Origin of the sequence: Kribbella sp. NBC_00482 (assembly GCF_036013725.1) — a bacterium.
Classification (GTDB): Bacteria; Actinomycetota; Actinomycetes; order Propionibacteriales; family Kribbellaceae; genus Kribbella.
Map to the genome: position 1 here is coordinate 4,809,812 of NZ_CP107881.1, position 12,164 is coordinate 4,821,975.

Genomic DNA, 12,164 nt, shown 5'->3' on the forward strand with positions numbered 1-12,164 from the left:
GTCGGGTCGTCGTGACTCAGCTGCGGTTCGGTACGTCGGACAGATCGAGCTCCACGCCGCCGCCCAACGTCGACGGCAGCAGGTCCTGATGGACCTTGAACAGCTGGTCGACGAGCGCGGCGATCCGGTCAGGTGTGAGCGTGGAGCTGGCGTTCGGATCGACGAGCATCGCCTGCAGAACAAGCTCCCGTGACCCGGTCAGGGCGGCTTCCACGGCCAGCTCCGCCACGGACAGGTACGTCCGGTTGTGTACTGCCCCCTGGACCGGGATCGCGCCGACAGCGATCGGCGCGATCCCCGACCCGTCCACCGTGGCCGGGACCTCGACGACCGCGCCCTCGGGCAGGTTCGAGATGAGGCCGCGGTTGGGGACGTTCACGTGGATCTCGCGCTCGGTGCCGGTGACGACGGAGTGGATGATCTGCGGTGCGTACTCCGCCGCACCGGCGTCCTCGAGCTCCAGGTCCCGGCCCTCGGCGAGCGCCTGCTGGGCCGCGTGGAACTCGGCCAGGTTGCGCCGGTCGGTGTCGAGATGCTGCATCGGGCGGAGCCGGAAGCGCTCGATCTGCTCGTCGGAGCGCAGGAACCAGGACAGGTACTCGGCGCTGTGCTCGCTCGTCTCGGTCGGGTAGTAGCCGATCCGTCGGAAGATCTCCACCCGCACCCGGCGCTCGAGTTCCGGGTCCGCCGCGATCTTCTCCCGCAGCTGCGGGTAGAGGTCGGCGCCGTCCCGGCTCCACTCGTAGAGCCACGACTGATGGTTGACGCCTGCCGCCCGGAACCGGGTGCCTTCGAGCGGTACGCCGATCAGCGCGCAGAGATCGTGGACGGTCCAGAACACGCTGTGGCACAGGCCCGCGGCTCGCAGGTCCGGCGCGACGGTCGCCAGCCACCAGATGTTCATCGCCATCGGGTTGGTGTAGTTGAGGAACAACGCCTCCGGACAGACGGCGCGCATGTCTCTGGCGATCCCCGACAGGACGGGGAACGTCCGCAGGGCGCGGAACACGCCACCGATGCCGGTGGTGTCGCCGATCGTCTGGCGCAGCCCGAACTCGTTCGGGAGCTCGAGATCGACGCGGCTCGCGTCGACACCGCCCACCTGGATCATGTTCACCACGAAGTCGGCGCCGTGCAGGGCGGTACGGCGATCCGCCGCTGCAGTGATCCTGAGCGGGCGACCGGTGCGGGCAGCGAGCTGTTCCGCCGTACCGCGGGCCACGTCCAGGCGCGCCGGGTTGATGTCGTGGAGGACGAGGTCCAGTTCCGGCAGATCCGGAAAGCTCAGCAGATCCGCGACGAGCTGACGGGTGAAGACGACGCTGCCTGCCCCGATGAACACAATGCGAGCCATCAACCGCTCCTCGACTGGTGATCGATCCTGCCGACCTGTGATAGTGATTGCTGCAACACTAATGCATATGCTGCATGCGCTTGCAATAGCTTGCTGCGACGACTCGTAGAAATCGGAGAGGCACCCATGACGATCGACACCCGCTTCACGGCCGAGGACCTGGCGGTCGAGATCCATGCCGGCGAAGGCGCGATGGGGGCGGCCGCCGCCGGCCGGGCCGCCCAGGTCCTCAGGACCGCGGTGGAGGCACGCGGGCGGGCTCGCGTCGTGATCGCGACCGGGAACTCGCAGTACGCGTTCACCGACGCCCTGGCCGATGAGGAGATCCCCTGGAGCCAGGTCGAGGTCTTTCACATGGACGAGTACGTCGGGATCGACGACCGGCATCCCGCCAGCTTCCAGCTGTGGATCCGGAACCGTATTGCGCAGCGGTTCTCGCCGGCGCGGGTGCACTACCTCAGTGGCGCCGGCGATCCGCAGGCAGAGGCGGACCGCTACGAGCGCGAGCTCCGCTCAGCGCCGCTCGACCTTGTCTGCATGGGCATCGGAGAGAACGGCCACCTGGCCTTCAACGAGCCCTTCGACGCCGACTTCGACGACCCGCGGTGGGCCCGGGTGGTCACGCTGACGCCGGAGTCGAGGCGTCAGCAGGTCAATGAAGGTCATTTCGCGTCACTGGACGACGTACCCGAGCGGGCGATCTCGCTGACGATTCCGGCGCTGCTGTCGGCGGATCAGGTCCAGGTGTGTGTGCCGGAGAGCCGCAAGGCGGTCGCGGTTCGCGCAACGCTGGTCGAGGAGATCGGTCCGCACTGCCCGGCGACGATCTTGCGCCGATCGCCCAACGCCGTCCTGCTGCTCGAGCCTGCCTCGGCGTCGCTGCTGGATCGCACCGACTCGACCGTATCGACCGAGCGCCGCTGAACGCCGGCCAGTATCAGGCGGTGCGCGCAGGGCCGGTGGAACTACGCACGATCAGCCGGGTGTCGAGGACGACGTGCTCGTCGTTCTCGACCTGCCGGTCCTCGAGGATCGCGAGCAGCGCATCGACCGCCTCGGAGCCGGCGGCGTCGCCAGGAACGTGGACGGAGGTCAACGTCGGATACGCCATCGCCGACATCGGGCTGTCGTCCACCCCGATGACACTGATGTCTGCTCCGGTTCGGACCCCCCGCTCGGTCAGCCGCGCCATCACGCCGAGGGCGATGAGGTCGTCGTACGCGATCACGCCGGTGATTCCGCGCGCCATCACCAGGTCTGCGGCATGGACGCCGGACTGGACCTGCGCCTCGAACGGTCCGAACTCCACGAGATCGAGGCCGAGTCGGGCGCTCGCTGCCAGGACTGCGCCGCGGCGCTGGGTGTTCGACCAGGAACGCTTGGGTCCGTTGAGGTAGGCGATGGCGCGATGCCCGAGGGCGGCGAGATGCTCGACCGCCTGCTCCATCCCGCCTGCTTCGTCGATGACGACACTCGCCGCGCCCGGGACGGCCCGGTTCACGAAGACCACCGGACCGAGCGCGAGCAACTCGTCCATCATGTCGTCGGGGGTGCGGGGCGAGGCGATGATGAGGCCGTCGACCTGCCGGCGCATCGTCCGGGCCCGCGGCAGTTCGTCGGCGGGGCGCTCGTCGACGTCGGCGATCAGCACCGTCCTGCCATGCTGCATGCCGCGCGCCTGCACCGCTTTGATGATCGGCGGGAAGAACGGATTGGCGATGTCCGGAACCATCAGCCCGATCAGGTCGGTGCGGCCCGCCGTCAGCGACCGCGCACTGTGGTTGGGGACATACCCCATCTCTCGCGCGATCCGCTCGACCCGCTCGCGGGTCGTCGCGTTGACCTTCTCGGGGGCGGACAGGGCCCGGGAAACGGTGGAACCCGACAGCCCCGCCGCAGCCGCGACGTCAGCGAGAGTGACAGCCATGCCGCTCCTTGAGCCCTTCGATCGACGCCCCTGCTGCGGTTGCAGCAACCGCTTGCAGTATAACCGGTGGCGATGTGGCCCTCAGGTCAGGTTGCGCGACGCATTAATCCCATGACTGCCCAGGGACTATCGTCGGTCATCGGGTTGGGCGGGCGGACGAGGCTGACGGACGGACCGGCCAAGGATCGATGGCTACTGAACGCGCGGTACCTACGGAGTCTCAGGAGATGCCTTGATGACCGACGTTCGACTGGCGTACGGCGACAGCGGGTTGCGACTGGCAGTTGACCTGGAAGCGACGACGATTGTCGAACCCGTGCACAGTGTCGCGGCTGCCGACCAGATGAAGGCCCTTCGCGTGGCGCTGCGGGAGCCGGTGGCCGGCCTGCCGCTGCGTGAGCGGGTTCGCCCCGGGCAGTCGGTCGCCATCTCGGCCTGTGACGGTACCCGGCCACAGCCGCGGCAGTTGATGATTCCTGCCGTCATCGAGGAGCTGGACGGCATCGTGGCCCCGCGTGACATCGTGGTCCTGGTTGCTACCGGCACCCATCGCGGAAACACGGAAGCCGAACTCCGGCGCATGTTCGGCGACGAGGTCGTCGACTCCGTGCGGATCGTGAACCACGACAGCCAGGACTCGTCCCAGTTGGTCTGGCGCGGCACGCACGGCAACGGCGTACCGGTGTGGCTGAACCGGGAGTGGACCGAGGCGGACGTCAGGATCACCACCGGCTTCGTCGAGCCGCACTTCTTCGCGGGCTTCTCCGGAGGCCCGAAGCTGGTGGCGCCTGGCCTCGCCGGGCTGGAGACGGTCCTCGTCCTGCACGACGCGTCGAGGATCGGTGACTCGAGGGCGACGTGGGGTGTCACGAAGGGCAACCCGGTTCACGACGACGTCCGGGCCATCGCCGAGGCGACCGGAGTGACGTTCGGCCTGGACGTCGTACTGAACCGGGACAAGGACATCGTCGCGGCGTTCGGCGGTGATCTGCTGCCGATGCACGCGGCCGCGGCGTCCTTCGCGCGGGACATCGCGATGCGGCCCGTCGACCGACGGTTCGACGTCGTCGTGACCACGAACTCCGGGTTCCCGCTCGACCAGAATTTGTACCAGGCCGTCAAGGGCATGTCGGCCGCCTATCAAGTCGTCCGGCCGGGCGGAACGATCATCTGTGCGGCCGAGTGCCGCGACGGCTTCCCGGACCACGGTCTGTACCGCAAGACCCTCGAGACGGCGCCTTCGCCGCAAGCGCTGCTGGCAGAGATCGCCGCCCGGTCGGTCACCGTTCCCGATCAGTGGCAGATCCAGATCCAGGCCAAGATCCAGTCGGCGAATCGAGTCGTCATGCACACCGGATTCCTCAGCGACGCGGACCTCGCCGCCGTCCACCTCGAGCAGACCCACGACATCTCGGCAACCGCCGCCGAAGCCCTCGCAGCCGCCGGCCCGAACGCAACGATGTGCGTCCTCCCCGAAGGCCCACAAACCATTCCGTACCTGACGCGGTCGGCCGTCTCCCGATCAGTTGGTTGTGGGTAGCTCGGCTCGGATCGCATTCAAGGTGGTGGTGAGCCATTTCTGTTCGGCCGAGGAGGTCGCGCGGGCGATCTGCTGGATACCGACCCGGAATGGGGAGGTGAGTTCCTCCGCGCGCAGTGTGGTGCCGTTCGCCACGAAGAACCCCCGCTGAGGATCTCGCAGGAAGTCCAGTCGTCGGCGAAGCACCTCGGCCTGTGCCTGCCGCGAAGGCAAGAAGTGCAGGAACGCGAGTACGACGAAGTACTTGTTGCGATCGGTGATGTCCAGTTCGCTGGGCTCGGTCAACCGGCGGTGGAGGTCGGCGCGGCCGGTGCCGGTGAGCTCGAAGACCTGGCGGGGTGGTCCGCTCGAGCCCGGTTCGGGCCGGCGTGCCACGAGTTTCTGCTGCTCCAGACGCTTCAGCGCCGGGTACAGGGCACCGTCGCTGACAGGTCGCACGTGGCCCATCAGAACGGTGAGCCTCCTACGCAGTTCGTAGGCGTGCATGGACTCCTCGGCGAGGAACCCGAGAATGGCGAGTTCGAGCAAGGCACGTACCTCCCGGTACCGGCTCGGCCGGACTGTCGAGCGGGTCACTAGGCCCAACGTAGCGATAGAGGCGAGCAGCGGACACGCTAACTCGATTAGAGGTAGTCTGTCGCTGGACCAGAGGGGAGTCGATATGTGAGCAAGCTGTTCATCAGCGGGGGACCGTCGTACCTGGCGAGCGTTCCGCATGGGCGTCGCCTCCTGGTGGTCGGAGCAGTATCCCGGCTCGGCATGGGCATGACGCCGCTCGCCCTGATCCTGTCGGTCATCAAGGCCGGGAACGGTTTCGGTGCAGCCGGAGTGGCGACCGGTGTCTACGGCCTCGCGGGCGCGGGCGCGGGACCTCTGGTCGGACGTCTGATGGATCGGCTCGGTCCGAGCCTCCTGCTGCGCATCATGGGTCCGCTCAACCTGGGATTGACGAGCGGCATCTGGTTGGCGTCCAGGTCCGGATTGGCGTGCACATATGTGGCCTGTGGCCTTGCCGGTGCGACGTACCCACCTCTGACAGCTGCCCTGCGAGGGAGTTGGGCGAGCCTGTCCGGCGACGAGAGGTCTGCTGCTGCCCTTGCCCGGCTCCGGGCATCGGCGCTGGCGCTGGATGCCGTGACCTTCGAGTTGGTCTTCCTCCTCGGTCCGGCACTGGTAGCTGCGATCGTCTCGTTCGCTCCACCCGGAGGGGCTCTGCTCTTGATCGCCTTCGTCACAGGTGGGGGAAGCTTGCTCGTCGCTGTCAATCCCTTGCTGAGTTCGCGCCCCCCACGCCCGAGGCACAGGACGCGACCACCAGGCGCGCTGCGGATCTCTGGGTTCGTTCCACTGGTCGCGACTTCCGGTGCTCTCGGTATCACCTTTGGTGCCGTCACAGTGGCAGTGACGGCGTTCGCCGACCGAGTCTCGGGCAACTCGGCGACCGCAGGCTTCCTGCTTGCTCTCTGGGGCCTGGGGTCGATCATCGGGGGCGGTTTGTTAGCAAGGCATCCACCGAGGCGTGCGCTCCAGCCCGTGCTCATGATTCTGCTTTCTCTGATCGCCGTCTCGACATTGTTGCTCGCCGCAACGTCAGGAGTGATGACGATGGGTGTGGTCCTCGGACTCGGGGGACTTGCGGTCGCACCCGCCGTCGCTGCCTACACCACGCTGGCCAACTCGATCGTTCCCGCCGATGTCCGCGGTGAGGCGAACACCTGGCTGGTGGCGGTCCCCGCGGCTGCTCAGGCGGTGGGTTCGTGGATCGCCGGTTGGCTGGTCGCTCGATTCCATGATTCGCAAGTGGCGTTCCTGGTCGCTGGTGCGGTCACGGCGGCCTCGCTGGTCTGGCTCCGCCGGCCCCGACGCACGGTCAACGGAGGTATGTGATGGATCAGCGGGAGGCGATTGTCGCCGTGTTGCGACGACGCGAGCGGGTGCTTGTCATTCAGCGCGGCCCGGCCGCCCGGCTTCCGGGCTACTGGGCACCCCTCAGTGGCAAGCTCGACCCCGGCGAAACGCAGGCGGAGGCCCTGGTCAGGGAGGTCCGCGAGGAAGTCGGCCTGGAGGTGACACCCATCGCCAAGGTCTGGGAATCACAGACTGACGACGCTGCGTTCGTCATCCACTGGTGGACCGCCGAGCCCGAAGAAGGAGACCTGGTCACCGACCCCGGAGAAGTCAGCGACGCCAGATGGGTCACGGCCCACGAGTTCTCCCAACTCCAACCGACCTTCAGCTCCGATCGGGTGTTCTTCGAGCACGTCCTGCCCAACCTCTGACACGTCGGTGGGCCGGACGTCAGGAGGTTCCCACTACCAGGCGTTCGGCAGCGGTGACCATGATGTCGGCGACCGTGTCGAGTGGAAGACCCCGTCCGGAGTAGAGCTGGTCGAAGAAGTCGAAACCGGTCACCGCCCACAAGAGATGGACCGCGTCGGCGGGGGTCAGGCCCGAGCGGAGGACGCCCTCGTCGGCCAGGCGCTCGGCGTGCCGGGCCAGTCCGGTGGCGCGGTCCTTCGCCATCCGATCCACGACGCCACCGACGGCTTGGGGATCCAGTGCCGCCATGGAATAGAGAACACGCAGTACCTGACGGTGTTCGGCGAAGATCGGCACGGCGGTGCGGACCGAGTCTTGCAGAGCCTGGAGAGCGTCGGAGTCGCCGGAGTCGTCCACCACCCGGTCGAAGCCGCCGCGGTGGCGCAGGTCGTCGCCGAGTGCGTCGAAGAGTCCCGCACGTGAGCCGAACACCAGATAGATCGTCGATCGCGACACGTGCGCCATGGCCGCGACCCGTTCGACGCTGACCGGCTCGGTTGGTGCCTCGCACAACCGTTGGTACAGCGCGTCCAGGATGCTGCGGCGCGTCTGCTCAGCCGCGTCCGCACGCAACCGCTGCTCGTACTTCCGGTTGGCCATGCCCCGCACCCTACCTTTCGCTTGACAGGCCGTCCATTCGAAGACAGCATGTTCAGCGAAAGACAGCATGTCCGATGAAAATGCGACAACGATCGAGGGGCCTCATGGATCTGCAGTTGAACGGAAAGCGTGTCCTGGTGACGGGCAGTACCAGCGGGATCGGCCAGGCGATCGCGATCGCGCTCGCTGCCGAGGGCGCCACCGTCGTGGTGCACGGACGCGATGCCGAGCGGGCGAAGGCCACGGCCAACGCCATCGCCGCCACCGGTGGCGCGGCGACGATCGTTCTGGGCGACCTGGCCTACGAAGCAGGTGCACGAATGGTCGTCGCCGCGCTGGAGGCTTCGGGCGACATCGACATCTTGGTCAACAACGCCGCCGCGACGGGCAGCGACGAGGGGTGGATGGCGGGCGGTCCTACGGAGTGGCTCGACCTCTACAACACCAACGTGATGTCCGCGGTCCGGCTGATCGGGGCGTTGACCCCGGCGATGCGAACGGCTGGATGGGGTCGGGTCATCCAGATCGGCAGCGCCGCGCACCCGGGCCCGTTGCCGATGAAGGCTGCGTACAGCGCGACGAAGGCCGCACTCGCCAATCTCACCGTGAGCTTGTCGAAGGAACTGGCCGGCACCGGGGTGACCGCCAACACCATCAGCCCGGGCCCCGCCCTGACCGACGGGTTCCGCGACCTTGCCCTCACCTTCGCCCGGCACCACGGAATGGGAGACGATGCGGACGCCGCTACGCGTGCGCTGATCAGCGGCCCACTGGCCAATCCGTCAGGCCGCCTCGCCGAACCTCACGAGATCGCCGCCCTGACCGCGCTGGTCGCAAGCCCACTCAGCGCTTCGATCAACGGAGCGAACCTACGGATCGACGGCGGGTTCACTCCGACCGTCAACTGACCACGCACAGCCCCAGCCAGGTTCGGCACTCGCAGTTCTACGCGTTTCTTGTTCGGTAGCGGCCTGGGCTTGTTCCGACGATGTTGGTGAACGCGGCGATGAAGCTGCTCGGATTGGCCCATCCGCAGGCATAGGCGGTTCGGGCGATGTCGTGGCCGTCGGCAAGGAGTACGAGCGCGTGGTAGATGCGTAGCTGTGTGCGCCATTCGTAGAAGGTCATGCCGAGTTCGTTGCGGAACAGTCGGCTCAGGGTCCGGCTACTGGCCCCGATTGTCGTCCCGAACTCGGCCAGGGTGGCATTGTCTGCCGGCGTTTCGTAGAGCATCCGGGCGATGGCCTGCAGCCGGTCGTCCTGAGGCTCTGGCAACTGCAGTGGCTGTTCGTCTGCTTCGTTGAGTTCGTCAACGAGAACTCGGTGGAGGCGAGAGCGCGCAGAGCGGCTGTAGCCGGAGGCGGAGTCGCCGTAGTTGCGAGGGCCGGTCAGGGCGAGCAGGACTTCGCGGGCGAGGTCGGAGGCCAGGAACACGGCGGGGTGGTCTGGTACGAGCCGGGCGAGGGCCGGCGCGAGGAAGACGATCCGCATGTCGGTGTCGCCGTGCGCGCGGTGGTAGTGCGGGAATCCGGCGGGGGTCCAGGCGACCCGGTTGGCGGGAACGATCGACGTGCCGCGCTCGGTCTGGACCGCCAAAACGCCGCTGGCTGCGTACACCAGGTGTCCCCGCGGGTGCGACTGCTCAGCGCTTTCTCCACCGGATGGCCACAGGTGGCGCCCTCCGGACGGCCAGATGTACGACGTCACACCGGCGATCGGACGAGGTTGGCTGCGAACAGGCATTGATTGGCATTGTAGCGGTAACAAGCCATGCACTCCTCTGGCGATACTTCCTGCATCGCACTGAGAAAGGACCAGAAACGCATGGCAACGTACATCCTCGTGCCCGGCGGGTGGCACGGATCGTGGACGTTCGAGGCAGTCGTCCCGCTGCTGGAGCGCGCCGGCCACACCGTCCACGCCCTGACCCTCACCGGCCTACGGCCGGACGACGACATCGAGACGATCGCAACCACCAACCTCGACACCCACGCCGACGACGTGTTGCGGATTCTCGATCAAGAAAACATCACCGACGCGACGCTGGTCGGCCACAGCTACGCCGGCATGGTGATCGCCGCCGCCGCCGACCGCGCTGGTGGTCGGATCTCACGACTGGTGCATCTCGACGCCTACGTGCCACGCGACGGCGAGTCGTGCTGGTCGCTGACGAGCGACGAGTACCGGCAGGCGTTCGTCGACGGCGCAGCGGACCTCGGCTACGCCGTACGTCCGCCGTTCCGTCCGCCGAACGGTGGCGATCCCCGCCGTCGGCCTCATCCCCTCGCCTCGATCATGCAAACGATCCGCCTCACCGGCGCTGTTGATCGCGTGCCGCGCCGGGAGTTCGTCTACTGCTCCGGATGGGATGCCCGGACACCGTTCGCCGAACTCCGTGATCGGCTCCAAGCCGATCCCGAATGGCAGGTCCACGAACTCCCGACCGCACACAACGCAATGCGCGAGGCCCCGGAGGCCGTCGCTGCACTCCTGCTCGATGAGCAGCCTTCGAGGCAGTCGGCGCCGATCTGAACGTGACGCTGGTCGCTGCGACCCGCTGTCAGTCTCCGGCTCCGAGCACCGAGGCGGTTGCCTCCTCGGGGGGTGAGGCGAACGCGGTGCGGAGCCGCGTCCGTGACGCGGTGAGGTGTGCGCGCATGGCGTCGGTCGCGGACTCCTGCGAGCGCTGGCGGATCGCGGTCACGATCTGGTCGTGCTCGTCGAGCGCGTCCTCGGTGACCCTGCTGTCGCGCAGCAGGCGGAAGAGCTGCAGGTGGCAGTGCAGCTTCGCGAAGATCTCGCCGAAGTAGCTGTTCCCGGTCGCGGCGAGCACCGCCTCGTGGAACTCCGCGTCGGCCCGCGCGAATGCGGCGTACGACATCGTGCCCGCCTGATACCGGCTGCGCATCTCGGCGGCGATGGCGGCGATCCGCTCGGCCTCGCCGCCGCGGTGCCGGCCGGCCGCGAGGCCCGAGCAGTACGGCTCGATCAGGAAGCGCGCTTCGAAGAGGTCCTCGAACCGTTCCGGTGTCAGCTTCGGGGTCGCGGAATATCCGATCAGATGTGTCTTGGTGACGAGATCCTCCGCCTCCAGCCGGTTCAGCGACTCGCGGACCGGGGTCTGCGACACCCCGAGCCGGCGGGCCAGTTCGTCCACCCGGATCCGCTCACCGGGCTGGATCTCTCCGTCCAGCAGGAATCCCTGCAGCCGCTCGTAGACGACATCGCTCATCCGGGCCTTCCCGGGACGCTCCGTGCGGCGCTGGCTCATCTGTTGTCCATCCAGTCGGCAGAATCTTGTGGATTCGTATTCACAGGCCATTGCAAATCGTATCCGATCTGATCTAACCTCCCAAGAAATCGAGCGATGTATACGAATGCACCACCTCTGGGATGGTCGACGTGCACACAGATCTGCTCACGGCCCAAGCACTGGCCGAACGTCTCCTGATCACCGCAGGCGTGCCCGCCCCGGCCGCCGCCGAACAAGCCGAGCTCCTGGTCGTCGCCGAGGCCAAAGGGCTCCCGTCGCACGGTCTGCTCCGGCTGCCGCGCCTGCTCCGCCGCCTGGGAAACGGTACGGCGAGTCCGACCAGCACCGGTCGGCACGAGTGGCAGAGCCCTTGCTACCTGAGCGTGGACGGCGAGCAGGGCCTCGGCCCGGTCGTCGCCCTGCACGCGCTGGACGCGATCGCACCCCGCGCCGAGCAGTTCGGCGTCGCGGTCTGCGCGATCACCAACAACAACCACCTCGGCATGCTCGGGTACTACGCCGCCCGGATGGCCGACCGCGGGCTCGCCTGCCTCGGGATGACCACGAGCGAGGCGCTCGTGCACCCGTGGGGCGGTACCGAGGCGATGCTCGGCACCAACCCGCTCGCGCTCGCGGTTCCGGCCCAGCCGGTGCCGTTGGTGCTGGACATGGCCACGTCGAAGATCTCGATGGGCAAGGTCCACGACCACGCGATCCGCGGCGTGCCGCTGGAGCCCGGCTGGGCGCTGGACGCCGAGGGCAACGAAACCGTCGATCCGTGCGCCGCGAAGAACGGCTCGATCGCGCCGTTCGGGGGAGCGAAGGGCTACGGCCTCGGGCTCGGCCTGGGTGCGATGGTCACGTTCCTGACCGGCGCGGCCTACGGCACGGACGTCGGCGGCACCCTCGACGACGACCACCCGAGCAACAAGGGTGACCTGTTCGTCCTGCTCGCCGGCGGCCGGCACAGCGCGTCGGCGTACCTGGACCAGGTACGCCGCAGCCGGCCCGCGGACCCGGACACACCTGTCGCGGTCCCGGGCGACGGCGCCCGCGACCGCTACCGGAACTCTGTTGCTCAAGGCATCGAGATTGCTGACAGCCTGTGGCGCGAGCTCACTGCTCTCGACACGGCGCGGGAAGCAGTCCTGGCCGATTGATCCCGCCCTCG

Annotated in this window: 13 protein-coding genes; 7 read left to right on the forward strand and 6 right to left on the reverse strand. The window is 67.7% G+C overall.

Features of this window, described 5'->3' with window-relative positions:
- Positions 1 to 16 precede the first annotated feature (16 nt).
- Positions 17 to 1,354 (reverse strand): alpha-galactosidase, encoded by a 1,338-nt coding sequence (gene melA, locus OHB24_RS23605; protein WP_327632989.1) that lies wholly within the window; start codon positions 1,352 to 1,354, stop codon positions 17 to 19.
- 126 nt (positions 1,355 to 1,480) lie between these two features.
- On the opposite strand from melA, the gene OHB24_RS23610 reads away from it, so the two are divergent.
- On the forward strand, positions 1,481 to 2,278 hold the full coding sequence (locus OHB24_RS23610; protein ID WP_327632990.1) for a glucosamine-6-phosphate deaminase: 798 nt from the start codon (positions 1,481 to 1,483) through the stop codon (positions 2,276 to 2,278).
- Positions 2,279 to 2,291: 13 nt separating this feature from the next.
- Here OHB24_RS23610 and OHB24_RS23615 read toward each other — a convergent pair whose 3' ends face one another.
- On the reverse strand, positions 2,292 to 3,281 hold the full coding sequence (locus OHB24_RS23615; RefSeq protein WP_327632991.1) for a LacI family DNA-binding transcriptional regulator: 990 nt from the start codon (positions 3,279 to 3,281) through the stop codon (positions 2,292 to 2,294).
- A gap of 235 nt (positions 3,282 to 3,516) precedes the next feature.
- Between OHB24_RS23615 and larA the strand changes: the two genes are divergently transcribed.
- On the forward strand, positions 3,517 to 4,821 hold the full coding sequence (gene larA / locus OHB24_RS23620) for a nickel-dependent lactate racemase (RefSeq protein ID WP_327632992.1): 1,305 nt from the start codon (positions 3,517 to 3,519) through the stop codon (positions 4,819 to 4,821).
- Here the strand turns inward: larA and OHB24_RS23625 are convergent.
- Positions 4,804 to 5,397, reverse strand: a complete 594-nt coding sequence (locus OHB24_RS23625) for a PadR family transcriptional regulator (protein WP_327632993.1) — start codon at positions 5,395 to 5,397, stop codon at positions 4,804 to 4,806. The genes larA and OHB24_RS23625 overlap by 18 nt on opposite strands.
- 87 nt (positions 5,398 to 5,484) lie before the next feature.
- Between OHB24_RS23625 and OHB24_RS23630 the strand changes: the two genes are divergently transcribed.
- A complete protein-coding gene (locus OHB24_RS23630) occupies positions 5,485 to 6,708 on the forward strand; it encodes an MFS transporter (protein ID WP_327632994.1) in 1,224 nt (407 codons plus the stop codon).
- A complete protein-coding gene (locus tag OHB24_RS23635) occupies positions 6,708 to 7,100 on the forward strand; it encodes an NUDIX hydrolase (protein WP_327632995.1) in 393 nt (130 codons plus the stop codon). The genes OHB24_RS23630 and OHB24_RS23635 overlap by 1 nt, the downstream gene beginning before the upstream one ends.
- A gap of 19 nt (positions 7,101 to 7,119) precedes the next feature.
- Here the strand turns inward: OHB24_RS23635 and OHB24_RS23640 are convergent, their stop codons facing one another.
- Positions 7,120 to 7,740, reverse strand: coding sequence for a TetR/AcrR family transcriptional regulator (locus OHB24_RS23640; protein WP_327632996.1), 621 nt, complete (start codon positions 7,738 to 7,740; stop codon positions 7,120 to 7,122).
- 104 nt (positions 7,741 to 7,844) lie between these two features.
- On the opposite strand from OHB24_RS23640, the gene OHB24_RS23645 reads away from it, so the two are divergent.
- Positions 7,845 to 8,648, forward strand: a complete 804-nt coding sequence (locus tag OHB24_RS23645; protein WP_327632997.1) for an SDR family NAD(P)-dependent oxidoreductase — start codon at positions 7,845 to 7,847, stop codon at positions 8,646 to 8,648.
- Positions 8,649 to 8,685: 37 nt separating this feature from the next.
- Here the strand turns inward: OHB24_RS23645 and OHB24_RS23650 are convergent, their stop codons facing one another.
- Positions 8,686 to 9,447 (reverse strand): AraC family transcriptional regulator, encoded by a 762-nt coding sequence (locus OHB24_RS23650; RefSeq protein WP_327632998.1) that lies wholly within the window; start codon positions 9,445 to 9,447, stop codon positions 8,686 to 8,688.
- Positions 9,448 to 9,564: 117 nt separating this feature from the next.
- Between OHB24_RS23650 and OHB24_RS23655 the strand changes: the two genes are divergently transcribed.
- Positions 9,565 to 10,272, forward strand: coding sequence for an alpha/beta fold hydrolase (locus tag OHB24_RS23655; RefSeq protein ID WP_327632999.1), 708 nt, complete (start codon positions 9,565 to 9,567; stop codon positions 10,270 to 10,272).
- 28 nt (positions 10,273 to 10,300) lie between these two features.
- Here OHB24_RS23655 and OHB24_RS23660 read toward each other — a convergent pair whose 3' ends face one another.
- Positions 10,301 to 11,011 (reverse strand): GntR family transcriptional regulator, encoded by a 711-nt coding sequence (locus tag OHB24_RS23660; RefSeq protein ID WP_327633000.1) that lies wholly within the window; start codon positions 11,009 to 11,011, stop codon positions 10,301 to 10,303.
- A 131-nt stretch (positions 11,012 to 11,142) separates the two neighbouring features.
- Between OHB24_RS23660 and OHB24_RS23665 the strand changes: the two genes are divergently transcribed.
- Positions 11,143 to 12,153: an Ldh family oxidoreductase gene (locus tag OHB24_RS23665; protein WP_327633001.1), complete on the forward strand. Its 1,011-nt coding sequence runs from the start codon at positions 11,143 to 11,145 to the stop codon at positions 12,151 to 12,153.
- Positions 12,154 to 12,164: the final 11 nt, after the last annotated feature.